At 60.3% G+C, this 23,671-nt stretch carries 19 protein-coding genes; 13 read left to right on the forward strand and 6 right to left on the reverse strand.

The features are described 5' to 3' along the window. Positions 1 to 162: 162 nt before the first annotated feature. Positions 163 to 750 carry a Crp/Fnr family transcriptional regulator gene (locus tag LGH74_RS12085; protein ID WP_226176022.1) on the reverse strand — a complete coding sequence of 196 codons (588 nt, stop codon included), beginning with the start codon at positions 748 to 750 and terminating at the stop codon, positions 163 to 165. A gap of 241 nt (positions 751 to 991) precedes the next feature. Here LGH74_RS12085 and LGH74_RS12090 point away from each other — a divergent pair, with 241 nt between their 5' ends. The 6 genes from LGH74_RS12090 (at position 992) to LGH74_RS12115 (ending at position 10,465) form a co-directional block, all read left to right on the forward strand. Further along, a complete protein-coding gene (locus LGH74_RS12090; RefSeq protein ID WP_226176024.1) occupies positions 992 to 3,475 on the forward strand; it encodes a TonB-dependent receptor in 2,484 nt (827 codons plus the stop codon). A 125-nt stretch (positions 3,476 to 3,600) separates the two neighbouring features. Then, the gene (locus tag LGH74_RS12095; protein ID WP_226176025.1) at positions 3,601 to 4,878 is read left to right on the forward strand and encodes a PepSY-associated TM helix domain-containing protein; all 1,278 of its coding nucleotides are present in this window, start codon (positions 3,601 to 3,603) and stop codon (positions 4,876 to 4,878) included. A 307-nt stretch (positions 4,879 to 5,185) separates the two neighbouring features. Then, positions 5,186 to 7,486 carry a mechanosensitive ion channel family protein gene (locus LGH74_RS12100; protein WP_226176026.1) on the forward strand — a complete coding sequence of 767 codons (2,301 nt, stop codon included), beginning with the start codon at positions 5,186 to 5,188 and terminating at the stop codon, positions 7,484 to 7,486. Positions 7,487 to 7,691: 205 nt separating this feature from the next. Then, a complete protein-coding gene (locus LGH74_RS12105) occupies positions 7,692 to 8,051 on the forward strand; it encodes a hypothetical protein (protein WP_226176028.1) in 360 nt (119 codons plus the stop codon). 422 nt (positions 8,052 to 8,473) lie between these two features. Further along, positions 8,474 to 9,730 carry a pyridoxal phosphate-dependent aminotransferase gene (locus LGH74_RS12110; protein WP_226176030.1) on the forward strand — a complete coding sequence of 419 codons (1,257 nt, stop codon included), beginning with the start codon at positions 8,474 to 8,476 and terminating at the stop codon, positions 9,728 to 9,730. An 84-nt stretch (positions 9,731 to 9,814) separates the two neighbouring features. Beyond that, on the forward strand, positions 9,815 to 10,465 hold the full coding sequence (locus tag LGH74_RS12115) for an HAD family hydrolase (protein WP_226176032.1): 651 nt from the start codon (positions 9,815 to 9,817) through the stop codon (positions 10,463 to 10,465). Positions 10,466 to 10,568: 103 nt separating this feature from the next. On the opposite strand, the gene LGH74_RS12120 is transcribed toward LGH74_RS12115, so the two are convergent. Both LGH74_RS12120 and dnaB read right to left on the reverse strand, forming a co-directional pair. Next, positions 10,569 to 12,200 carry a T9SS type A sorting domain-containing protein gene (locus tag LGH74_RS12120; protein WP_226176034.1) on the reverse strand — a complete coding sequence of 544 codons (1,632 nt, stop codon included), beginning with the start codon at positions 12,198 to 12,200 and terminating at the stop codon, positions 10,569 to 10,571. A gap of 331 nt (positions 12,201 to 12,531) precedes the next feature. After that, complete coding sequence (dnaB, locus tag LGH74_RS12125; protein WP_226176659.1) at positions 12,532 to 14,061, reverse strand: replicative DNA helicase; 1,530 nt, start codon at positions 14,059 to 14,061, stop codon at positions 12,532 to 12,534. 289 nt (positions 14,062 to 14,350) lie between these two features. Here dnaB and LGH74_RS12130 point away from each other — a divergent pair, with 289 nt between their 5' ends. Beyond that, on the forward strand, positions 14,351 to 15,736 hold the full coding sequence (locus LGH74_RS12130) for a UDP-N-acetylmuramate--L-alanine ligase (RefSeq protein WP_226176036.1): 1,386 nt from the start codon (positions 14,351 to 14,353) through the stop codon (positions 15,734 to 15,736). 90 nt (positions 15,737 to 15,826) lie between these two features. After that, positions 15,827 to 16,525 carry an alpha/beta fold hydrolase gene (locus tag LGH74_RS12135; protein ID WP_226176037.1) on the forward strand — a complete coding sequence of 233 codons (699 nt, stop codon included), beginning with the start codon at positions 15,827 to 15,829 and terminating at the stop codon, positions 16,523 to 16,525. Positions 16,526 to 16,590: 65 nt separating this feature from the next. On the opposite strand, the gene LGH74_RS12140 is transcribed toward LGH74_RS12135, so the two are convergent. The 3 genes from LGH74_RS12140 to LGH74_RS12150 are packed head-to-tail and all read right to left on the reverse strand — an operon-like array spanning position 16,591 to position 18,116. Next, a complete protein-coding gene (locus LGH74_RS12140; RefSeq protein WP_226176038.1) occupies positions 16,591 to 16,731 on the reverse strand; it encodes a hypothetical protein in 141 nt (46 codons plus the stop codon). Then, entirely contained in the window at positions 16,728 to 17,297 is a 570-nt protein-coding gene (locus tag LGH74_RS12145; protein WP_226176040.1) for a hypothetical protein, read from the reverse strand. Before LGH74_RS12145 ends, LGH74_RS12140 begins: the two co-directional genes overlap by 4 nt. Positions 17,298 to 17,321: 24 nt before the next feature. Then, entirely contained in the window at positions 17,322 to 18,116 is a 795-nt protein-coding gene (locus LGH74_RS12150; RefSeq protein ID WP_226176041.1) for a M48 family metallopeptidase, read from the reverse strand. Between the two features lie 222 nt (positions 18,117 to 18,338). Between LGH74_RS12150 and LGH74_RS12155 the strand changes: the two genes are divergently transcribed. The 5 genes from LGH74_RS12155 (at position 18,339) to LGH74_RS12175 (ending at position 23,563) form a co-directional block, all read left to right on the forward strand. Next, complete coding sequence (locus LGH74_RS12155) at positions 18,339 to 18,953, forward strand: fumarylacetoacetate hydrolase family protein (protein WP_226176042.1); 615 nt, start codon at positions 18,339 to 18,341, stop codon at positions 18,951 to 18,953. Between the two features lie 45 nt (positions 18,954 to 18,998). Continuing rightward, entirely contained in the window at positions 18,999 to 20,951 is a 1,953-nt protein-coding gene (locus tag LGH74_RS12160) for a M23 family metallopeptidase (RefSeq protein ID WP_226176048.1), read from the forward strand. A 333-nt stretch (positions 20,952 to 21,284) separates the two neighbouring features. Beyond that, a complete protein-coding gene (locus LGH74_RS12165) occupies positions 21,285 to 21,851 on the forward strand; it encodes a lipocalin family protein (RefSeq protein WP_226176050.1) in 567 nt (188 codons plus the stop codon). Positions 21,852 to 21,870: 19 nt separating this feature from the next. Further along, positions 21,871 to 22,317 carry a thioredoxin-dependent thiol peroxidase gene (bcp, locus tag LGH74_RS12170; protein WP_226176052.1) on the forward strand — a complete coding sequence of 149 codons (447 nt, stop codon included), beginning with the start codon at positions 21,871 to 21,873 and terminating at the stop codon, positions 22,315 to 22,317. 361 nt (positions 22,318 to 22,678) lie between these two features. After that, positions 22,679 to 23,563, forward strand: a complete 885-nt coding sequence (locus tag LGH74_RS12175; protein ID WP_226176054.1) for a transketolase — start codon at positions 22,679 to 22,681, stop codon at positions 23,561 to 23,563. The last annotated feature ends 108 nt before the right edge of the window (positions 23,564 to 23,671 follow it).

The following is a 23,671-nucleotide window of genomic DNA, read 5'->3' on the forward strand; positions in this document are numbered from 1 at the left end:
ATAAGCGGTTCATACTACTTCCGTGGGTACCATACAAAAGTACCCTCCTCGCCAGCCCCACGCCTTGATGTAGGATAAGAAATGGTTGATGTGCTCAGGTGCTAATGTGTTTTGAATGTGCTAAATGTGGAAAAATGTGTCATTGCGAGACGCAGCCAAAGGTTACTTACTTATCCCCCGCGTCAGCTCCTTGCGGATGCGGCTCAGCGACTCGGGCGTGATGCCCAGGTAGGCGGCAATCAGGCGCTGGGGCAGGCGCTGCGCCAGCGACGGGTAGGTACGCAGAAAATCGAGGTAGCGCTCCTCGGCCGGGGCGCTGAGCGTGGCAATGAGGCGCTTTTGCATGGCCTGCAGGCTGTTTTGCTGCAACTCGTAGAAGAAGGCCTGAAACGCGGGGCCCAGCTGGGGCAGCTGCTGGTAGAAGCCCGGACCAAACAGCAACACCTGCGAATCTTCCAGGGCATCAATGGAAAACATGGCCGGCTCGTGGTGAATCAGGCCGTGCTGGTCGGCAATCCACCAATTTTCGGGCGCAAACTGCAGCACGTGCTCCTTGCCTTTCTTATCGACGACAAAGCTGCGCAGGCAGCCCTGGGCCACGAAAGCGCCGTAGCGGCCTACCTCGCCCTGCCGCACCAGCACCTGCTGCCGGGCCAGCGTTTTGGGCTCCAGGGTGTGGGCCAGGGCCGCAAACTGCTGGTCGGTGAGCGGCAGCTTGGCTTGCAGGTACTCCTTCAGGTGAGCCAGCATATATAAGGGGTGTAGAAAGCGGACGGCCGCAAGTTTACGCCGGTAACGGAAAACCACCTTCCTGCCGCCGGCCCGAAAGTCTACAATCCTGATTGGCGGCGGAAAAGGGCCGACTTTATGCCCCCGAAAGCGGCATACAACATTCACGAAAGTAGATTCATTCTAAAAAACCGATATTTTATTTGGATGCATTCTAAACTAGCCCCACCTTTGTCTTAAGTTTAATCATTCTAAATAACCAATGCGCCGTTCCCTACTCCTACCGCTCCTGCTTCTCACCTTGTTTTTACCGGCTGCTAGCTGGGCACAAACGTTGAATGGCTTGATTGCGGGTAAGCTGGTAGGTACCGACGGCGCGCCGCTGGAAAACATTTCGGTGAGCCTGAAAAAGGCCGGCACGGGCGTTAATACGTCGGCCGATGGCTCGTTCAAGCTGAAGGCGGAAGCCGGCACGCAGCTGCTGCACATCAGCGGCCTGGGCTACGTAACGCAGGAAACGTCGGTGGAAGTGGTAGCCGGCAAAACGACCACCTTGCCCACGCTCACGCTGGCCATCAACAAGCACGAACTGGCCGAGGTGAAGATTATGGAGTCGCGGGGCCTGAACCAGCGGCCCGCCAGCGTGAGCAAGATGCCTATTGCTCCGCTCGACCTGCCCCAGGCCGCTGTTACCATCGACCGGCAGGTGCTGGAGCAGCAGCAGGTGTTGCGCCTGAGCGACGCGCTGGTGAACGTGAGCGGCCTGTACGTGACCAGCGCTACCGGCGGCACACAGGAAGAGCTGGGCAGCCGGGGCTTTGCCTACGGCTCGAACAATACCTTTAAAAACGGGGTGCGCTTCAACAACGGCGTAATGCCCGAAGCCAGCTCGCTGGAGCGCATGGAAGTGCTGAAAGGCAGCGCGGCCATTCTGTATGGCAACGTGGCCGCCGGCGGCGTGCTGAACCTGGTAACCAAGAAGCCGCAGTTTGAGCGCGGCGGCTCAGTAGGGTTGCGCGTGGGCTCGTTCGGCTTGTGGAAGCCAACGGTGGACGTGTACGGCGCCGTGGGCAAGAGCGACAAAGTAGCTTTCCGCCTGAATGGCACCTTTGAAAAGGCCAACAGCTACCGCGACGAGGTGAAATCGGACCGGGTGTATGTCAACCCCTCGCTGCTGTTTGAGCTGACGCCCAAAACGACCCTGGTGCTGGAAGGCGACTACCTACGCGACAACCGCACGCCCGATTTCGGCGTGGGTGCCATCGACTACAACGTGTTGGACTCGCGCACCCGGTTTCTGAACGTGCCTGGTGCCCAGTATACCACCAACCAGACCAGCACTACCGCTACTATCACCAGCCGCCTGAACGACGCCTGGCAGGTGCGGGGCGTGGCCGGCTTCCAGCGCTACGACAACGACCAGCGCACTGGCAACCGCCCCACGGGCATCAACAACGGTACCATCACCAAAGGTGGCAAAGTGTATCCCCGGCCGCTGATGTACGGCAACTGGCAGCGCAGCCTGGCCCGCACCCAGGCCGCCGAGAACTACTATAGCGCCCAGCTCGACCTGATTGGCAAGTTCAGCACCGGCTTCATCAGCCACACACTGCTGCTGGGCGCCGATGCTGACCAGTACCAGACCAACTCGCTCACCTACGCCACCCAGCTCTACGACTCCATCAACGTATTTGACCGTTCGAGAGTAGTAGCCTCGCCAGCCAAGCGCGTCAGCGGCTTCGATGAGCTGTATGCCGGCTCCCGCGCCCTGGGTAGCACCCGGCGCGCCGGTTTCTACGCCCAGGATTTGTTGAGCCTGACCGAGAAAATCAAAGTGCTGGCCGGCCTGCGCTGGAGCTACCTCGAAACGCCCATCACCAACTACGCCTACACCGCCCCCAATGCCAAGGGTGAGCAGACCATTATGGCCACCGAAGCTAAAACGCGTTACGACAACGCCTTTTCGCCCCGCGTAGGCCTGGTGTTCCAGCCCATCAAAACGATGTCGCTGTTTGCCTCCTACTCCAACTCCTTCGTGCCCAATACCGGTGCCACAGCCTTCGATATCAACAACAAGCCATTGGCTCCTTCCATTATCGACCAAGTGGAAGTAGGTATCAAGAACGACCTGTTCAAAGGAGCGCTTTCGGCCAACGTAACGGCTTACCAGATTGTCAACAGCAACCAGATTCAGGCCGTGCTGGCTGCCGATATTCCGAAGGATGCGCCTAACCAAACCAGCCCCCAGGAACTGGCCGGCCAGGTAACCAGCAAAGGCGTGGAAGTGGACGTGCAGAGCAAGCCTATGTACGGCGTGTCGGTCATTGCAGGCTATAGCTACAACAACACGGCCTACACCAAGAGCAACATCTACGAAAACGGCAGCCGCCTGCGCTACAACCCCGCCCACACCGCCAACCTGAGCGTGTTCTACAACTTCAGCAGCGCCTTCGGCAACAACACCTTCCTGCGGGGTCTGAGCGCCGGCTTTACCACCTACTACGTGGGCGACAAGCTGGCCGGCCGCAACACCCGCACCACGGTAGCCAACGATGCTTTCCGTCTGATTTCGATTCCCAACTACACGCAGTTCGATGCCTCGCTGGGCTACAGCTACGAGCGTTTCTCGCTGCGGGTGAAGCTGGCCAACATTCTTGATGAGCTCAGCTACAACATGCACGACGACAACAGCGTGAACCCCATTGCGCCCCGCAACTTCTCGGCTACGGCCAGCTACCGGCTGTAGAAGGCGCTATACCTAGTGAATTGGTGAGGTAAGCCCGGGAGGTTCCAGCTGCAACTGGTGGCCTTCCGGGTTTATGGTTGAAACCCGGCTCCGTCTTATCTTTGTTTTTTGCCCCGTTTGCCTCTATGAAAATCCTGTTTCGCAACATTCACCTGTATCTGAGTCTGGCTTCGGGCCTGGTCATTGCCATTGTCTGCTTCACGGGCGGCGTGCTGGTATTCGAGAAAGAGCTGGACCAAGCCTGGCACCCCGAGCGGTTCTTTGTGACGCCGCCCGCCACGGCCCAGCGCCTGCCCCTGGCCCAGTTGATTGAAGCCGTAAAAGCTACCGACCCCAAGGCCAAGGTAGGCGGCGTGAAAGTATACGCCGACCCCACCCGCACCGTGGAAATCAGCTTGGCGGGTGGTCCGGGTGGCCCGGGTGGCAAGCCCGAAGGCGGCCGCGAAGGCAAAGCGGAGGGCGGCAAAGCCCACGCCGGCCAAGGCGGCGGGGAGCATGGCCCGAAAGCCGGCGAAAAGGGTGGAGAAAGAGGCAAAGGTGAAAAAGGCAAAGGCGGCGGCGAAGGCGGCCGGGGTCCCACGGTGTATGCCAACCCCTACACCGGCGCCATTATCGACAGGGTAAATTACCGCGACACGTTTTTCTTCACTATGATGGCCCTGCACCGCGGCATGGTGGGCGGGGCCATCGGCAAGCTCATCGTGGGCGTGAGCACGCTCATGTTTCTGTTTATCATCGGTACGGGCATCGTGCTGTGGTGGCCCGCTTCGCGCAAGGTTATTAAACAGCGCCTGACGGTGAAGTGGGATGCCAGCTTTAAGCGCCTCAACCACGATTTACACATCGTACTGGGCTTTTACAGCGCCCTGTTTCTGTTCGTGTTTGCCTTTACGGGCCTGGCCTGGTCGTTCGAGTGGTTCAACAACGGCATCTTCGCCGTCACCAGCTCCGACCCCAAAGGCCCCGAAGCGCCAAAGTCGACACTGAACCTGACTGGCGGCAAGCTCACCTTCGACCAGGCCTACACCGTGGCCCGGCAGCAGGTGCCCGGCGCGCTGTCGTACGCCGTTTCCCTGCCCAAAGACTCGACGGAGGCCGTGCGGGTGAATACGACTTCCGCCAATGCCGCCTACGAAGGCGCTACCGACGAGTTGTACCTCGACCAGTATACCGGCCAGCCGCTGGGCAAACTAAACTTCGAGGACCGCAACCTGGGCCAGCGTGTGCGCCGCACCTTCAAGCCCGTGCATACCGGGGCCATCTTCGGCACGCCGTCCAAAATCGTGGCGGTAGTGGTGTGTCTGCTGGGCGTCACCTTCCCGGTTACTGGCGTCATTATGTGGCTCAACCGGCTTAAAAAGGGCAAGAAAAAGCAGCAGAAGCAAGCCGCTATGGCCGCGTAGGCACCCTCCCGTTTCCCCTTCCCAGCCAGGCATGAACAACCCGCTTTGTTCATGCCTGGCTGCTTTATGAGCTGGGCCTAACGCGCTGCTGCCTTTCTTGCCGGCAAGTGTGGCTATTTCAGCTCAACCGATATTACCGGGCAGTTACCCTGCTTTTCAAGGCAGCTCGCCCGAATACGACTCTTCACTAATGCTCTACCGCTTCGTTACCGCACTTTTCCGGCAATACCTACTAGCTCTTCGGCACGCTTTACGAGGAAACCTGCCGCACTACGGCCACCCATGGGCGGGCAGCCTGCTGCTCTGCTTGGCCTGCTGGCTGCTGCCCGTGCCGGCGGCCTGGGCTCAGGATTCCGTAGCCGCCCGGCCGGCTGTGGTGCCCGCACCCTCGGCCGAGCTGGATGCGGCCCAACGCGTGGAGCAGGCCTACATCGTGCTGGGCCGCATCAGCGGTGGGGCCCGCCGCGGCGCCGATACTGAGGAACTAGCTGCCGAGCTGCCCACGGTGGAGGAAAACCTGAAAACCATCCGCCAAAACCTCACCCAGTACAGCAGCGTCATCAATCTGAAGCAGATTCGCATGTTTCAGGTGCTGCTCACCGACATGCAGGCCCAGCTGGGTGGCTGGCGTACCGAGCTGGCCACCCAGGGCCAGCGCCTCACCCGCATGCAGGCCCAGCTCGATTCCCTGACCCAGCACGCCATTCCGGCCCCCGCCGATACCACTACCGCTCTGGGGCGCAGCACGGCCCGCCTGGGCCGCAAGCAGCAGCGGGCCACCAAGCTGCTGGCCCGCAACCAGCAAACCGTGACCCAGCTGCAAACCCGCGTATCGGACGGCTACATCCAGGCCCTGGAGCTGCAGGACGAGGTGCGCGAACAGTCCCGGCGCTTTAACCGCCGCACGCTGGCACCGGGGAGTCCGCCGCTGTGGCGGGCCGCCGCCGTAGATGCCGGGCAGCAGGCCGCCGCCGGGCAGCTCGTGCGCGAATCCTACGCCAGTCAGCGCCGGCTGATGCGCTACTACTTCGGGCAAAACTGGCATTTCGGCGTCTGGATGGCCGTGTTGGGACTGGGCTTTTTCACCTGGGTATTCCGCAATTTCCGGCTGGTAAATCAGGCTGCGGCAGCTCCCACGCCCGAGCAGCAGCCGTTTCGGTACTTGCGGCCAGTGCCCCTGGCCGGCACGCTGGTGGTCGTGTTCAGCCTGGCGCCCTTTTTCGATCTGAACCCGCCCGCCGCCTATACCGACTTGCTGGAGCTGCTGCTGGTGGTGGCGCTCAGCGTACTGCTGGGGCGCAGCTGGCCCCGCCGCCAATACCTCTACTGGCTGGGCATCGTGGGACTGTTTCTGGGCCTTACGTTCGTGTACGCAGCCAACGAGCCCAGTCCCGGCCTGCGCTGGGCCATGCTGGCCCTGAATCTGGCGGCTATGGGCGTAGGCTACGGCCTGCTGCGCGAGCTGCGCCGGGGTCCCAGGCTGGCCGCGTTTGTGCCGCCGGTGCTAGTACTCTTCATCCTGCTCAACGCGCTGGCCTTGCTTTGCAATCTGACGGGCCGCCTGAGTTTGGCCAAAGTGTGGAGCAGCAGCGCCATCCTGGGCCTCACCCAGATTATTTCCCTCTCGGTGCTGGTGCGGCTGCTCACCGAGGCCTTTCACCTACAGATGCAGCGCAGCCGCCTGGCCGGCGGGGCTGCCGCCCGCTTCAACTTCCACGAAATCGAGCGGGGCCTGCGCATGGTGCTCTCGGTGCTGGTGTGCGGACTGTGGCTGATGACGTTTACCACGAACCTGGACATCTTCCGGCCCATTTACCGCTTTCTGGAAGTGCTCCTGACCACCCCGCACGGCCTGGGCAGCATCCGCTTCAGCCTCGGCAACATCGTGCTGTTCTTCGCCATCATCTACGCCTCGGTGCTGCTGCAGCGCTACGTAGGGCACTTTTTTGGCGAGACTGACGACGAAATCACCGCCGACCACGACCGGAAAGGCTCCTGGCTGGTGGCCATCCGGCTGGTGCTGCTGGCCGTGGGCTTCCTGCTGGCTACGCTGGCCTCGGGCCTGCCACTCGACAAGATTACCATCGTGGTCGGGGCCTTGGGTGTGGGCGTCGGGCTGGGTTTGCAGAACATCATCAACAACCTGGTTTCGGGGATTATCCTGATTTTCGAGCGGCCCTTTCAGGTCGGCGACTTTATTGAGGTGACCGGCAAAACCGGCCGGGTCAAGGATATCGGCATCCGGGCCAGCAAGCTGATTTCCCTGTCGGGCTCCGAAATCATTGTGCCCAACGGCGACCTGCTTTCGGGCCACGTTATCAACTGGACGCTGAGCAACAACCACATCCGCGTCGAGCTGGGCCTCAAGCTCGGTCCCGACACCGACCTGGACAAGGCCCGGCAGCTCATTGGGGAGGAAATTCTGGCCAATGCCAACACCCTGCACAAAGTGGCCCCCGAAATCCTGCTCAGCGCCGTCAATGGGCAGGTGTATGACCTGAAGGTGCTGTTCTGGATCAACAATATCCGGCAGGAGCAGATGCTGAAAAGCGAAATTCTGGCCGGCATCCACCGCCGCTTTATGCAGGAGGGCATCAAGATGAACTAAAGGCTCCTTCCGAAAGCCCGGGCTTCGGTCGGCACACTTTGCCCATCTGTCGATTGATCCGGGCCACTATATTCAATAAATATCTAACTATCAGCATTTTACCTGAAATTAGCAAACCCGTAAAATACAGGACTGGCACAGGGCTTGTCTTGAGGAAGGCAGACGCGTCCTTCAAAACTTTCTCCCTCTCAACCCTGATTTTGCCATGAAAACCTCCCTGCTTTCCGTTGTAGCCGCCGTTGCCCTGCTGGCTTCTACCGCCGCTTCCGCCGCCCCTATATTCGACCATTCCAACGACCGGCGCACCGAAGATACCCGCCGTATGTCGGCTGCCGAGCGCAAGCGCCACGAAGCGGCCCAGCTCAAGGTTCAGCGCGAAAAAGAGCGTAAGCTCGCCCTGGAAAAAGCCCGCTACGAAGAGCAGCAGCGTAAGCTGGCCCAGGAACGGGCCCGGCTGGAGGCCCAGCGCCGCGCAGACCAGCAAAAGGCCGCCGAACGGGCCCGCTGGGAAGCTCAGCACCGCTCCGATAGCAAAGGCCGCGACTATGGCCACCAGGGCCGCTAAGCGCCCCCTCCCTTCTACCACCGGCCCCGGATTTCAGCTGAAGTCCGGGGCCGGTGCCGTGTTGGGCGCAACCGTGCCGCTACGCCATTACTGCGTGGTTTTGGCCCACTAGCCTCCGTCTAAAATCGTAGCGGGATACGCGGATTTAGGGACAATACCCCCAAGCAAAGCGGCCGGCGCACTAGCAACGGGAAGGGCTGAGCCAAAGTAGGACCACTGACTTAAGCCGTTTAGCATGAAGTATTTTATGGTGCGGCGCAGGCGCTTTCAACCGTTGGCGGCGGGCTGTTTTCATGCTGAATGCCGCACTATGCCGTTGGTAGCCGCATTGTGCCGCCGGGGTCGGTAGAAATCATAAGCGCGGGGCAATTAAAACCGGCGCACAAAACGTGCTGCCCCTATATTTGGCAAAAAACGACGTAATGATGGTTTCTAAAATGGCCGGCAGCCTGATTGGCTCCGAGATTATCAAAATCGGCAACGAGGTCAACGACATGATCCGCAAGGGCGAGGAAATCTGCAACCTCACCATCGGCGACTTCGACCCGAAGATTTTCCCCATTCCGGAAGGGCTCCAAACGGCCATTGCCGCCGCCTACGAGGCCGGCAACACCAACTACCCGCCCGCCAACGGCATGGCCGACCTGCGCGCCGCCGTGGCCGAATTCACCACCGAGCGGCTGGGCCTCACCTACTCCGTCAACGATATTCTGGTGGCCGGCGGCTCCCGGCCCCTCATCTACGCCACCTACCTAGCCCTGATTGACGCCGGCGACAAGGTGGTGTTTCCGGTGCCCTCCTGGAACAACAACCACTACTGCCACCTCTCCGGCGCCGAGCCCGTTATGGTGGAAACCACGGTGGAAAATAACTTTATGCCCACCGCAGCCGAGGTAGCGCCCCACCTGAAAGGCGCCACGCTACTGGCGCTGTGCTCTCCGCTGAACCCGACCGGCACCGTGTTTTCCCGGGAAGATCTGGAGGCCATCTGCGACCTGGTTATTGCCGAAAACAAAACCCGCGCCGCCGGTGAAAAGCCGCTCTACATCATGTACGACCAGATTTACTGGATGCTGACCTTCGGCGAAACCCAGCATTACGACCCGGTAAACCTGCGCCCCGAGCTGCGCGACTACGTCATCTACATCGATGGTATTTCCAAGTGCTTTGCCGCCACCGGCGTGCGGGTGGGCTATGCCTTCGGCCCCAGCAACGTCATCGACAAGATGAAGTCTATTCTGGGCCATGTGGGTGCCTGGGCGCCCAAGGCCGAGCAGGTGGCTACCGCCAATTTCCTCAAGCAGGGCGCGGCTGTCGATGAGTTCCTGACCGGCTTCAAGGTGAAGGTGCAGCACAGCCTCGACGCGCTCTACAACGGCCTGCAAGACCTCAAAAAGCAGGGTTACCCCGTGGATGCTGTGGTGCCCCAGGGCGCTATCTACCTCACCGCCCGCATTGATGCCATCGGCAAAACCACGCCCGAGGGCAAGCTGCTGGCTACCAATAAGGACATCACCTTCTACATGATTTCGCAGGCCCGGCTGGCCATCGTGCCCTTCGGCGCTTTTGGCACCGACGAAACCTCGACCTGGTTTCGGATGTCGGTGGGCGGCGCTTCCCTGGAAAGCATGCAAGCCGCCCTGCCCCGCCTGAAACAAGCCCTGGACGCGCTGAAGTAGCCCGCCAAATTTGACTTACGATTTAAGAATGAAAGCTGGGGCAGGCCGGAAGGTTTGCTCCAGCTTTTTGCATATTTCTTCCGCATGAAAGCCTTCCTTTTTGACTTGAACGGCACGATGATCCACGACATGGATTATCATACCGATGCCTGGCACCACATCTTCAACCATGAGCTGGGCGGCCACTTCACCCGCGAGGAAGTGAAGCCCCAGATGTACGGCAAAAACCAGGAAGTGCTGGTGCGCGTCTTCGGCCCCGACCGGTTTACCACCGCCGAAATGGACGAGCTGGCGTTGCGCAAGGAGCAGCGCTACCAGCAGGAGTTCCGGCCCCACCTGGCCCTGCTGCCCGGTCTGGCTGAATTTCTGGAACGGGCCCACCAGCGGGGCATTCACATGGCCATCGGCTCGGCTGCCATTCCCTTCAACATCGACTTCGTGCTCGATACCCTGGGCATCCGCCGCTACTTCCAGGCCATTGTCAGTGCCGACGACGTGACGAGCAGCAAGCCCCACCCCGAAACCTTCCTCAAAGCCGCCGGGCAATTGGGTGTGAAACCGGTCGACTGCCTCGTGTTCGAAGACGTACCGAAAGGGGCCGAAGCGGCGCTGAATGCCGGGATGAAGGCCGTTATCCTGACTACCACGCACGAGCAGCACGAATTTGCCCACCTGCCCAACATCCTGCACTTCGCCGCCGACTTTACCGATACAGCGGTGAAGAGCTTAATTTAACAGTTCCGCTGGGCGCTGGGCTAGGTGACCCACCGCCGGAAGCTGCGCCACGGGCGGTGGAACCGACGGCCGGGTACTGAATTCTAGGGCATCTTCAACAGGGCTAGTGCCGGATGCTTATATGGCGTGTGTCCATTTGCTGCTGCCCATGCTCTATTCGGAGCGTGTACTGCCCATCCGGGAGCGTTGCCGTGTTAAACCTTACCTCGGCCGGGGCCAGGGTGGGCCGAGCGGTATGCTCGGCTACCGTGTGCCCCCAGGCATCGTAGAGCGTAGCCCGCATGCCGGAGCTAAGGTGCTCAGCCGGAAAGCGTAGCGTCAGCTGATTCTGGACCGGATTGGGAAATACGTCAACCGTCACCGCCCGACTTTCGTCAGCAGGCGGGTATAGCGGGTAACCATAGCGGCCGAGGTAGCCCTGCTCGGTGGCATTCCCATGCAAAACCAGGGAGCCAAAGCGGCAGCTGCCGGTGAAAGCGCCGGTCGTGTAAATCGTGTTGCGCCCATCAATGGCCAGGCTGAGCCCCCTGCTGGAGCCCGGCCCCATTACTTTCCGTAGCGCCCGTACCTGGCCGTTGGGCCGGACCTGGGCCAGAAACGCCTGGGCTCGGGGCTCGGAATCCGAAGTGATGCTGCCCGTTACGAAAATCCGGCCCGAAGTCTGGTCGATTGTCAGATCATTGATGGCATCCGGGCCGGCTCCGCCCAGGGGTACTACCTGTTCCATGGTGCCCTGCTCGCTGTAGCGCGCTACAAACGCATCGGAAGAGCCGGCCTGACTGGTTACGGTAGTGGTGCCGAACGAGCCGGAAAAGCCGCCGCCCAGATACACCCGGCCGTGGCGGTCGGTGGCAAGGGCCCGCCCGCTGCCGCTGGTAAACCGCGCCGGCGAAATTGACCACGCCAGCTGCCCTTGGCGCGTATCAAACCGGGCCAGAAACAGGCCGCCGGGCTGCGCCGACATTGAGACATTATCGAGGCGCCAGTTGCCGCTGAATTGCCCGCTCAGATAGCCTGTGCCGCCACTACCCAGCGCAATGGCCCCGCCTTGGCTCTTGCTCGACCCGCCCGAGTTGTTCCAGACCCTAGCCCACCGCAGATTGCCTTGGGGCGTATAGCTGGCCAGAAAGGCGGAGTTGATGTGCGTGCTAAACCGTAGCGAGCCAAACTGCACGTCTATGCCGTTTACCTGGCCCGTTATGTAGCTGTTGCCGGCCCGGTCCAGGGCCACGCCTTCTCCGTAACAGATGCTCCCGCTGCCCATCGAGCCGCCACTGCCCTGGCGCATCCAGCGCACCGCTCCCGCAGGACCACACTTCAGCAGAAACACGTCAGAGTTACCAGTAGCAGTTAGCGCCATGGGCATCCAGGGGCTAGCATTGGCCTGTAGTATGCCTGCAAAGCTGCCCGTAACGTAGCAGTTGTCGTGGTCGTCCACGGCAATACCGTGCGGCTGCACGTCGATTGTCGCCGGCAGCTGCGTCACCCGGATTACCTGGCCGTCGGGTCGGCATTTGGCGATGTACAGGCAGGGCCCGGCACTGGTAAGCCGGGTGCCGCCCAGTTGCAGGCTGCCGCTGAAGCGGCCGGTAACGAAGAAACTGCCATCGGCACTGATGGCCACGTCCTTCACTTCATTCGGCGTATTAAAGGGCTGGGCAAAGGTCCAGGCATCGGGTTGCGCAACGGCAGCCACACTAAAGAGCAAGCAGAACGCCAAAAAAAGATTTTTCATGGGTAAATGATGCGTAACTGTGAATGACAGAGGTTTAGCATCCTATACAAGGCCCCGCACTTGGAACCCTCCCCATGCCCATCCACATTACCACCACAAACTGCGCTGCCAACAAGCGGGCAGAAACAAGATAGAAATTATATGCTTTATTTTATATAAAATATATAATTATTTATATTTAAACTCAGCAATTCTATTGCGCTTATACGTGTATGTAGCGGCCAATGCCTGAGGGGCTCCGGCATTAATTCGCCCGTGGCCCGACTTGTCAAAACGCAACAGCGCCGGTTGTTTCCAACCGGCGCTGTTGCGTTTTGACCTTGGGAGTAGCTTAAAATGGCGGGTCGTCGTTGCCGAAGTTGCTCTTGGGGAAGGGCACCGGACCCGGGCCGCCCTCGTTGATTTTGCTGCCCAGCCGGATGGTGCCGGGTGTGAAGCCGGTTTGCTCGTCGAAGGTGCTGGCCGGGAAAGCACCGGTGTTGTACTCAGCATCCATGCCGAAGCCGCCGCCGTCGAGGTCGGCAAACTTGGTGAACTTGCCAATAAACTTAAGCTGTACGGTTTCCAGGGAGCCGTTCCGGTGCTTGGCAATGATAACCTCGCCGGTACCCTGGGTCGGATTGCCCATTTCGTCCTCGGTAATCTTGTAGTATTCAGGCCGGTAGAGGAACACCACCATGTCGGCGTCCTGCTCGATAGAACCCGATTCCCGCAGGTCACTGAGCTGGGGCTTTTTGTCGCCGCCGCGGGTTTCCACCGAGCGCGAAAGCTGCGACAGGGCCAGTACCGGCACATTCAGCTCCTTGGCAATACCCTTCAGGGCCCGCGAAATCGAGGCAATTTCCTGTTCGCGGTTGCCAGCGCCCTTGCCCCCATCCGAGTTACCCGTCATCAGCTGCAGGTAGTCGATGATGATCATCTGGATGTCGTGGTGGGCCTTGAGGCGGCGGCACTTGGTGCGCAATTCCCGGATGCTGAGGCCGGGCGTGTCATCGATGTAAATCGGGGCCGACGACAAGCCGGCAATCTTGTGGTTGAGCTGGGCCCACTCGTAGTCGGCCAGGTTACCCTTCTTGATTTTCTCGGAGTCTAGCTCGGCCTCGGCCGAAATCAGACGATTCACGAGCTGAATCGAAGACATTTCCAGCGAAAAGATGGCCACCGCCTTCTTGTGGTCAACGGCCGCGTTGCGCATGGCTGATACCACGAAGGCCGTTTTACCCATACCAGGGCGAGCGGCAATAATCACCAGGTCAGAGGGTTGCCAGCCCGAGGTGACGCGGTCCAGGGCTGAGAAGCCTGAGGGCACGCCGGTGAGGCCGTCCTTCTGGTTTTTCTTTTCCTCCAGCTCCTTGATGGCCTTGCCCATCAGGCTGCGCATGTCGTCGAAGTTCTTGCGGATGTTGGATTCCGAAACTTCGAACAAAGCCTGTTCCGTGCTGTCGAGCAGGTTGAAAACATCGGTGGTGTCCTCGAAAGCGTCGCGGTGAATGGTGCTGGCAATGTTGATCAGCTCCCGCTTGATGGCGTTTTCGGTGATGATACGGGCGTGGTACTCGATGTTGGCCGCCGAGTTCACCTTGAAGGTGAGGTTGGCCACGAAGTGGGCACCGCCGCCGGCTTCGAGCTCCCCCATTTCCCGCAGCTCGTGGGTTACGGTCAGGATGTCAATTGGCTCGGACTTGTCGAACAGATTGAGGATGGCCTTGAAGATGCGGCGGTGCTTCTCGTCGTAGAAGCTCTCGGGCTTCAGGATGTCGATAACCGTGGTCAGGGCATCCTTTTCCAGCATCAAGGCCCCTAAAACAGCGGCTTCCAGCTCCCGGGCCTGGGGCGGCAGCTTGCCCGACGGCGTGCCCATGGACAGCTGCGGGGGGCGGCTGTTCCAGGCGGCTTTGGCTCGCGAGGCAGATTGTTTTAGGCGGTCATCCATCCGGTCATTCATCGGTACTCAGCAAATCTAACGCAAAAGGGGCACAAAGCTAACGGCTCAGCGGCAGAATATGCCGCATGCCTCCCTCCTTTCTTTTCGGTATCTTCCCCGGCTCCTCCCCTCTCGCTCCGCAATCAGGCTCCGGTACAACGGCCCCGGTTTATTACCTTTGCCGCCCGGCTCTTAAAGCCCATCCGCCCTGATTTAGTTTTAATACATGGCCCCAACGCCCGATTCCCTCCAGCGCCTGCACCTGATTGCCACCGGTGGCAGCATCATGCACAACCTGGCCCTGGCCCTGCACCGCCGCGGTGCCCAGGTTACCGGCTCCGACGACGAAATCTTTGAGCCCGCCAAAAGCCGCCTAGCCGCCGCCGGCCTGCTGCCCGCCGAGGAAGGCTGGTTTCCGGAGAAAGTAACGGCTGACCTCGATGCCGTGATTGTAGGCATGCACGCCCGCGCCGACAACCCCGAGCTACTCCGGGCCCAGGAGCTGGGGCTGCGCATCTACTCCTTCCCCGAGTTTATCTACGAGGCTTCCCGGGACAAGCAGCGGGTAGTTATCGGCGGCTCACACGGTAAAACCAGCATTACCTCGCTGATTCTGCACGTGCTGCGCTACCACGGCCGCAAGTTCGACTACGCCGTGGGCGCGCAATTAGAAGGCTTCGACCTGATGGTACAACTGTCGGAGGATGCGCCCATCATCATCATCGAGGGCGACGAGTACCTGTCGTCGCCGATTGACCGGCGGCCCAAGTTTCACCTGTACCAGCACCACATCGGGGTTATTTCCGGTATTAGCTGGGACCATATCAACGTGTTTCCGACCGAGGAAGACTACCGGGAGCAGTTCCGCATCTTCGCCGAGATGACGCCCAAGGCTGGCGTGCTCATCTACGACCAGCACGACGAGCAGGTGCAGCTCGTGACCGTGCCCACCAGCCCCGACGTGAAGTACATCGGCTACGGTCCGCACGAGAACAAGGTGCGCAAGGGCAAGACGGTGCTCATTACCAAGAAAGACGAGGAGGTGCCGATTCAGGTGTTTGGCGAGCATAACCTGCGCAACATCTCGGCCGCCAAGGAAGTCTGCAAGCAGCTGGGCATTAAGGGCAAGGACTTCTACGAAGCCCTGGCCACGTTCAAGGGCGCGGCCAGGCGGCTGGAACTGGTGCGCGAAGGTGAAACGTCGGTGGTCTACAAGGACTTTGCCCACGCGCCCTCCAAGCTCAAGGCTACGGCCACGGCGTTTAAAAAGCAGTTTCCGAAGCGCCGTCTGGTGGCTTGTCTGGAGCTGCACACCTTCAGCTCGCTGAACCCGGCGTTTCTGCCCCAGTACGCCCACACCTTCGACGCGCCCGACGCGGCCGTGGTGTATTTCAACCCCCACGTGCTGGAGCACAAGCGCCTGCCCGCCCTGCCGCCTGAGGCCGTGCAGCAAGCTTTCCAGCGCCCCGACCTTAAAGTCTTCACCGACAGCAAGGCCCTGGCGGAGTTTCTGCACCAGCAAAACTGGCAGGACGCCAACCTGCTCATGATGTCGTCGGGCACCTTCGACGGGCTAGACCTGGCCCAGCTGGCGGCGGAGGTGACGAAGTAATACTTCTGTTAAAAAGAACGTCATTCCTCGGCTTCGCTTGGAATGACGTTCTTTTTATTTCCATACTTCCCTAACCCACCCTTAACTACTATGAAAGAACACCTCCTGCTGCTCCACGGCGCACTGGGCTCCGACAAGCAGCTCCGGGCCCTGGCCCGCGACTTGTCGCAGTTCTACCAAGTGCATACGTTTTCATTCAGCGGCCACGGCGGCCGGGCACTGGAGCCGGCCTCGTTCAGTATGGCGGCCTTTGCGCAGGAGGTGCAAGACTATATTCAGAGCCAAAACCTGTCGGCAGTGCACGTATTTGGCTACAGCATGGGCGGCTACGCGGCCGTACTGGCAGCAGCCGACATGCCGGGGCCCATCAAAACGATAACGACGCTGGGCACTAAGTTTGACTGGTCGCCGGAGGCAGCGCTGGCTGAAACCAAGATGCTGGACGCGGCCAAAATTCAGGAGAAAGTGCCGCAGTTTGCCGAGCAGCTTGCCCAAACCCACGCGCCCACCGAGTGGACAGCCGTGCTGGAGGCTACCCGGAAAATGATGCTGGAGCTGGGCAACGAGCCGCCCCTGACGCCGGCCCGGCTCACCAAAATCACGATTCCGGTGCAGGTGCTGGTGGGTGAGCTGGACAAGACGGCCGGCGTGGATGGCTCGTCGCTCTACGCGTCGTATCTGCCAAAAGCCACGTTTGAAATTCTGATGAACACGCCCCACCCGCTGGAGCGCGTCAACCCGGATGAGCTGGTTAAGCGCATCACACGCTTTATTGAAAGCGCAGCCTGATACCCCCGACCCAGCTACGCCTCATTCGGTGAGTGACACCAAGTATTAATCATAAAAAAGGGCCGCTACGTACGTAGCGGCCCTTTTTCGTTGTCTTCCGGCTTCGGCGGCTCCGTCGGTGGCTTGGGCTTCGGGCGCCGTCGGTCGGTGGTAACTAAGAGCGCCAGCGCGGTGAGGCCCAGGCGCAGAATCCACTTGCGGTTCATCGGCGGCGGAAAAGCGTGTTGCTGGGGCCTACTACCATGTCGCAACGGCTGCCGCCGCTGTCGTCGCCGCAGGTAGTGCCGGTAATCTGGTTTTTCTCGAAGGAAAAGTAGCAGAACGAGCAGCCGACGCTGGTAATAGTGTAGCGCTCCGAGTTGGAGCTCAGATACAGGCTCTGGTCGGTGGAGGTGATGAGCGGAATAGCCATGGAGCGGAACATTCCGTCGCGCAGGCCCAGGCCCACCAGATAGTAAACCGGCTTGTCCTTAGCGCTTTCCTGCACCTTGCGGATCATGGTTTTGTCGACCACGGTACCATCGTTGAACTCCCGGATAAAGGCCGTGGCCAGTTGAGCCCGGGGCATGATGTATTCTACTTTGCCTTCGTTGAGGCGGGCCAGCTGGGTGCTGGTAGCTTCCAGCTTGCGGCGGTTGGCCTCATCGGGGTCGTTGGAAGGCGAGCTTACTTCGGGAAAGCCCCGCTTAGAGGTTTCGCAGGACGACAAAGAGCCCAGGACCGGCAAGGTCAGCAGGGCCGCGTAGAGAACAGAACGGGGGGAGAATTTCATTAGAGTTGGGCGCAAACCCGGCAATTAGCGGGCTTTGTAATACTTACGGGCTTCGGGCAATTCGCGCTGAATATCCGCAATGCGGGTGCCGTTGGAGGGGTGAGTCGAGAGGAATTCCGGGGGTGAGGCCTGGTTTTCGCGGGCATCCATGCGCTGCCAGAACGCCAGGGCGCCGTCGGGGTTGTAGCCAGCCATGGCCATGAAGATAAGGCCCAGATGGTCGGCTTCGGTTTCCTGGTTGCGGCCGTACTTCAGCAAGCCCACCGAGCTTCCCACGCCAAACGCCTGCAGGGCCAGTTGCTGGGTGGCTTCGGGCCGGGTGGAAAGCGCGGCCGACAATGCCTGCCCGCCGTAGTCCTGGAGCAAGCCCTGGCTCATGCGCTCCGAGCCGTGCTTGGCTACGGCGTGGGCAATTTCGTGGGCCATGACCACCGCCAGGCCGTTTTCGTCCTGGGTGATGGGCAGAATGCCCGTGTATACGGCCACTTTGCCACCGGGCATGCACCAGGCATTTTCCTGCTTGTCCTCAATTACGTTGAACTCCCAGGCATAGCCGGCCAGGGCGGCCTGCTGGTTCTGGCTCAGAAAGTAGGTTTCGACGGCCTGCTGAATGCGCTGCCCCACGCGCCGCACCATGGCTACCTGGTTGGCATCGGTGGAAAGCTTGCTGGTTTTGAGCACTTCCTGATATTGCTGCACGGCCAGGGAGTTGATTTCCGCGTCGGACACCAGGCTGAGCTGGCGGCGGCCGGTAATCGGGACGGTGGAGCAGGCGGCCGCCACAAACAGGCAGCTGGCCAGCATGAGCTTCTTGATCATGGTAGCAAGTCGGTGTGGGAAAGAAGAACGGACCGGGCGGGCGGCGTAAAGAAGCTCTACCGCGGGCGGCTGTGCTGCTATACGACGAGCGGCGGGTAAAATGTTTAGGCCTGCATAGTTCAACACCGCCTTCCCGCGTTACGTAGGCGCTATTTTGATTTTCCGGGCCGCGAATTAGCGCTATTTTTGGCCAAATACCTTTTCCTCCTCTGCCTTCCCTCCATGAAAATACTTTGCATAGGCCGTAACTACGCCGAACATATTGCCGAACTCAACAACGAGACGCCCGACGAGCCCGTCATCTTTACTAAGCCCGAAACGGCCCTGTTGCAGCGCGGCATGCCGTTTTTCTACCCCGACTTCTCCACCGACATCCACCACGAAATCGAGTTGGTGCTGCGCGTGAGCAAAAACGGCAAGAACATCGACCCCAAGTTTGCCCACACCTACTTCGACGCCATCGGCCTGGGCATCGACTTCACCGCCCGCGACCTGCAAAGCAAGGCCAAAGCCAAAGGCCTGCCCTGGGACCTAGCCAAGGGCTTCGACGGCTCGGCACCCTTGTCGCCCACATTCAAGCCGGTGGCCGAGTTTGCCGATCTGGCCAACATCAACTTCCACCTCGAAGTAAACGGCGAGGTGAAGCAGCGCGGCAACTCGGGCATGATGCTGCACAACTTCGCGGCTCAGATTGCCTACATTTCGCGCTTTATTACCCTGAAAATGGGCGACTTAATCTTTACCGGCACGCCCAGTGGCGTGGGTCCGGTCAAGATTGGCGACCAGCTCACGGGCTACCTGGAGGATGAGAAGGTGTTGGAACTGGCGGTAAAATAGAATCGAGTGCTGAATACGTCTTTTCGGGGGAAAACCTCCGTTTTATTGCTTACGCTGCTCACCACCATGAGCCTGCGGCCCGCGCCCATGGCCGGCCAGGAGCCCGACTCCCTGCCCAAGCCCGCCGCGAAAAACGGCCCCACGGACCGCCCCACGGTGGAACCGGGCTATTTCCTGTTCCCCATCAAGCCCGGCAAGCCCAACTTTCTGGCCGCCAGCATGGGCGAGCTGCGGCCCAACCACTTCCACGGCGGCCTCGACATCAAAACCGACGGCCGCACCGACTTGCCGGTGTACGCCTCAGCCGAGGGTTATATTTCGCGCCTGAAGCAGTCGGCTTTCGGCTACGGCAATGTACTCTACATTACCCACCCCAACGGGCTGACGACCGTGTACGGCCACCTGAACCGCTTTATGGGGCCGGCCGGGGCCTTTCTGCGAGAAAAGCAGTACGAAAAGCAGACTTACGAACTGGAGCTGTTCTTCAACAAGGACCAGTTTCCGGTGAAGCGTGGCGAAGTGGTGGCCCTCTCGGGCAACACCGGCGGCTCGGCCGGTCCGCACGTGCACTGGGAAGTGCGCGACGCCCACGACAACCAGCTGAACCCGCTGCAGTGGGGCGGCTTCAGCGAAATTCAGGACCACATTGCCCCCACCCTGCAGGCCTTCGCCCTGGAACCGCTCAGCATCGATGCCCGGGTGCAGGGCCGCTTCGACAAGGCCGTGCTGGTGCCCAAAGTGGCCCCGGCGGCCGGCGTGGCTACCACTTGGCCCGATACTATTGCCGCCTACGGCACCGTGGGCGTGCTGCTTCAGGCCTTCGACCGGTACGACAACGCTTGGAACAAAAACGGGCTGCAGAAGGTGGAAGTGAAGGTAAACGGGCAGCCGCTATATTCGCACACGGTGGATAACGTGCCCTTCCCGACCGGCACGCGCACCGTGAACCAGCACGTAGACTACGAGTGGATGATGACTCAGGGCCGCACGTTGCAGAAGCTGTTCGTAGACGACGGCAACGAGCTGACGATGTACACCACCGGCCCCGACAAGGGCAAGCTGCGGGTGGAAGACGGTAAGCTCTACGCGGTGGAAGTGCTGATGAGCGACTCCTACGGCAACACCACGCCCTTGAGCTTCGTGCTGCGTGGGCAGAAGCCGGAGTATACCAAAACCCGTAGCGCAGCCGTGAAAAAGCCGGCCTTGCGCTGGGAAATAACCCGCAACATCCTCAAAGTAATTGCCGCCGACCCCGATACGGCCCGCCAGAGTGGCAACGCGGTGCTGCTGCGCGGCTCCCGCCGCCTGGAGCTCAAACCCAGCTACACTACGCAGAGCCAGAACGTATACCTCTACGACCTGCGCGCCGGCCTACCCGATTCCATCCGCTTCGGGGGCATCACCCGGCGCTTCGACCGGCAGGCCCGGATTCCGGCCGGCACCGAGCAGGGCTTCGCCGACAACTATCTGAACCTGAGCTTCGCGCCCCAAACGTTGTTCGACACTTTGTACCTGCAAACCAGCTATAAGGACGGCGCCTGGACCGTGCACAATCCCCGGCAGTCGTTATATCTGCCGCTGCGCATCACGCTCAAGCCTCAGACCGAAGTGGCCGATAAGGAGCACTCGGCCGTGTACCTGGTGAATGCCCGCGGGGGCCGCAGCTACGTGGGTGGCAAGTGGGACGGCAATCAGGTGAGCTTTCCGGCCAAAGTGTTCGGGCAGTTCCGCATCTTCGCCGACACCATCGCGCCCTCGGCCCGGCTGGTGCGCAAAGGTGCCGGCGGCCTCACCTTCCAGGTCGGCGACAACCTCTCGGGCCTGAACAGCTACACGCTCATGGTGGGCGGCCGGTTCCGGCTGTTGCGCTACGAATACAAGAACTCCACCCTCTTCACCGAGCCCAACGATACCGTGGGGCCGCCCCTGCGCGGGCCAGCCACGCTGCGCATCACCGACCAGGCCGGCAATGAAAAGGTGCTGAGCTTTAATCTGTAGGAGGAATATGTTGAAAAAGGCGGGCCGCGTGGCCCGCCTTTTTCTTTTAGCAGCTGTTTGAGGTATAACGCAAATAGGTGCAAGGGGTGTAGAGACGCATATTTGCGTCTCGTCGTCCGCGCCGTATGGCCAGTTTTGTTCACCGCTTGAGACGCAAGGCTACGTCCTTACCCCGTTCTGGCCTTGTATCCTGACGCCAGCTTCTTCGGAATCTATGCCAAGGCTCTGCCCGTAGAGCAGTAGCGCGAACTTTGTAGTTCGCGTGGCCCGCGCCTCTACAACGATTTTCGTTCTGCCAAGCGAACTACATAGTTCGCGCTACATCTTTCTACTATGCCCAAACGCCGCCAACCCATCATCCTCGGAGCCGCCGTAGCTACTGTGGCCACCGGTATTGCCGCCTTCACCTATATCCGCCGCAAGCTGCACGCCCCGCTGCCCGTGTCGCCCCACGTGGATGTACACCGCTACATGGGCTTGTGGTACGAAATAGCCCGCCTGCCTACCCGCTTCGAGAAAGGCTGCGAGCATGTAACGGCCCGCTACAAGCTGCTGCCCAACGGCAAAGTAAGCGTACTGAACACCTGCCACAAGGAAGACGTGAATGGCCCCGTGGAAACGGTGGAAGGCACCGCCCGTATCGTGGACACTACCACCAACGCCAAGCTGCGCGTAAGCTTTTTCTGGCCCTTCGAGGGCGACTACTGGATTCTGGACCACGACCCGGAATACCGCTACGCTTTAGTAGGTGAGCCGGGCCGCAAAAACCTCTGGCTGCTGTGCCGCACCCCCCACCTGGAGCGGCCCGTGCGCGACCGGCTCGTAGGCCTGGCCCACTCGCTCGGATTTCCGACGGAAAACCTGATTTTTACGCCCCAACCCGTCACCGACAAACCCTAACTGCCCTTATTCACCCATTATGGCCCTTACTCCCGGCACCCCCGCCCCCGATTTTGAAGCCCTCGACCAGGACGGCAACCTCATCCGCCTCCAGGACCTGCGCGGCAAGAAAGTCGCTCTGTATTTCTACCCCAAAGATGATACGCCCGGCTGCACCGCCCAGGCCTGTAACCTGCGCGACCATCAGGAAGAGTTGACCGCCAAGAACGTGCAGGTTATCGGGGTGAGCATCGACAGCGGCAAGTCGCACCAGAAGTTTGCCCTGAAATACGAACTGCCCTTTCCCCTGCTGGTCGATACCGACAAGAAAATCGTGGAAGCGTACGGCGTGTGGCAGGAGAAATCCATGTACGGCCGCAAGTACATGGGCACTATGCGCCACACGTTCCTGATTGACGAGCAGGGCATCATCGAAAAAGTCATCGAGAAAGTCGACACCAAAAACCACGCAGCACAGCTGGTTTAATGTGCTCAGGTGAGGAATGTGCTGATGCCCGTGTCATTGCGAGGCACGAAGCAATTCGTCCTCTGCTAGTGGCAAATGCCCTTTTACCAGAAAGCCCTTTTCCGTTGCGACGGGAAAGGGCTTTCCAGTTATGGACACTCAGCACATTTCAGAGGACGGATTGCTTCGTCGTGCCTCCTCGCAACGACACATCCTCCCCGCATTCCCCACATTAATAATTAGCACATTCAACCCCATTAGCACACTCGCACATTAAAACCCGCCTATCGTTATCGGTTCCGGTAAGAAGCCTTTGCTTTCCGGCTGGGTCCCTTCGCCAAGACCATTACCTTTGCCTGCGTAAACCCTCTTCCTCATTTCCATGTCCCAGGAAAACACCCTTACCTCCCCCGCCACCGAGCAGAAATCCGTGGCGGAGCTGAAGCAGATTGCCTCCCAAGTGCGCCGCGACATCGTGCGCATGGTACACGCCGTCAATTCGGGCCACCCCGGCGGCTCCCTCGGCTGCACCGATCTGCTGGTCGCCCTCTACTTCCGCATCATGAAGCACAACCCCAGCTTCAGCATGAAAGGCGAAGGGGAAGACTTGTTTTTCCTGTCGAACGGCCACATTTCGCCCGTGTTCTATTCGGTGCTGGCCCGCTCGGGCTACTTTCCGGTGAGTGAGCTGGCTACCTTCCGCAAGCTCAATTCCCGCCTGCAGGGCCACCCCGCCACCCACGAGCACCTGCCCGGTATCCGCATTGCCTCGGGCTCGTTGGGCCAGGGCATGAGCGTGGCCATCGGTGCGGCCCAGGCCAAGAAGCTTGATGGCGACAAAAGCCTCGTGTACGTGCTCATGGGCGACGGTGAGCTGGAAGAAGGCCAGGTGTGGGAAGCCGCTATGTACGCGCCCCACTGCAAAGTCGACAACCTGATTGCCATTGTAGACCGCAACGGCCAGCAGATTGACGGCTCGACCGACGAAATCATGCACCTGGGCAACCTGCGCGCGAAGTTCGAAGCCTTCGGCTGGCGCGTGCTCGAAACCGACGGCAACGACCTCGAAAAGCTGCTGCCAACCCTGGAAGAAGCTGGTAAGCTCAGCGGCCAGGGCCAGCCCACCATGATCCTGATGGATACCCAGATGGGCTTCGGCGTGGACTACATGATGGGCACCCACAAGTGGCACGGCACCGCCCCCAACGACGAGCAGCTGGAAAAAGCCCTGCAGCAGCTGCTGGTAGAGCAAGCCGCCGACTACTAAATCGCCGATTCCGCTGATTCAGTGCTGATTTCAGTGGGGCGGGTGGCAGGTAGTAATAAGGGCCACAGGAGGTCGTTTCAATAAAAGCCGTTCGGCTCCCCTCTCCTT

The sequence above is a fragment of the Hymenobacter lucidus genome (assembly GCF_020447265.1).
GTDB classification, from domain to species: Bacteria; Bacteroidota; Bacteroidia; order Cytophagales; family Hymenobacteraceae; genus Hymenobacter; species Hymenobacter lucidus.

Coding starts and splice junctions, on each gene's coding strand:
- LGH74_RS12135 (WP_226176037.1), top strand. CDS start 15,827: ATGAAAGAACACCTCCTGCTGCTCCACGGCGCACTGGGCTCCGACAAG.
- LGH74_RS12085 (WP_226176022.1), bottom strand. CDS start 750: ATGCTGGCTCACCTGAAGGAGTACCTGCAAGCCAAGCTGCCGCTCACC.
- LGH74_RS12155 (WP_226176042.1), top strand. CDS start 18,339: ATGAAAATACTTTGCATAGGCCGTAACTACGCCGAACATATTGCCGAA.
- LGH74_RS12120 (WP_226176034.1), bottom strand. CDS start 12,200: ATGAAAAATCTTTTTTTGGCGTTCTGCTTGCTCTTTAGTGTGGCTGCC.
- dnaB (WP_226176659.1), bottom strand. CDS start 14,061: ATGGGCACGCCGTCGGGCAAGCTGCCGCCCCAGGCCCGGGAGCTGGAA.
- LGH74_RS12165 (WP_226176050.1), top strand. CDS start 21,285: ATGCCCAAACGCCGCCAACCCATCATCCTCGGAGCCGCCGTAGCTACT.
- LGH74_RS12115 (WP_226176032.1), top strand. CDS start 9,815: ATGAAAGCCTTCCTTTTTGACTTGAACGGCACGATGATCCACGACATG.
- LGH74_RS12095 (WP_226176025.1), top strand. CDS start 3,601: ATGAAAATCCTGTTTCGCAACATTCACCTGTATCTGAGTCTGGCTTCG.
- LGH74_RS12140 (WP_226176038.1), bottom strand. CDS start 16,731: ATGAACCGCAAGTGGATTCTGCGCCTGGGCCTCACCGCGCTGGCGCTC.
- LGH74_RS12105 (WP_226176028.1), top strand. CDS start 7,692: ATGAAAACCTCCCTGCTTTCCGTTGTAGCCGCCGTTGCCCTGCTGGCT.
- bcp (WP_226176052.1), top strand. CDS start 21,871: ATGGCCCTTACTCCCGGCACCCCCGCCCCCGATTTTGAAGCCCTCGAC.
- LGH74_RS12150 (WP_226176041.1), bottom strand. CDS start 18,116: ATGATCAAGAAGCTCATGCTGGCCAGCTGCCTGTTTGTGGCGGCCGCC.
- LGH74_RS12090 (WP_226176024.1), top strand. CDS start 992: ATGCGCCGTTCCCTACTCCTACCGCTCCTGCTTCTCACCTTGTTTTTA.
- LGH74_RS12145 (WP_226176040.1), bottom strand. CDS start 17,297: ATGAAATTCTCCCCCCGTTCTGTTCTCTACGCGGCCCTGCTGACCTTG.
- LGH74_RS12130 (WP_226176036.1), top strand. CDS start 14,351: ATGGCCCCAACGCCCGATTCCCTCCAGCGCCTGCACCTGATTGCCACC.
- LGH74_RS12110 (WP_226176030.1), top strand. CDS start 8,474: ATGATGGTTTCTAAAATGGCCGGCAGCCTGATTGGCTCCGAGATTATC.
- LGH74_RS12175 (WP_226176054.1), top strand. CDS start 22,679: ATGTCCCAGGAAAACACCCTTACCTCCCCCGCCACCGAGCAGAAATCC.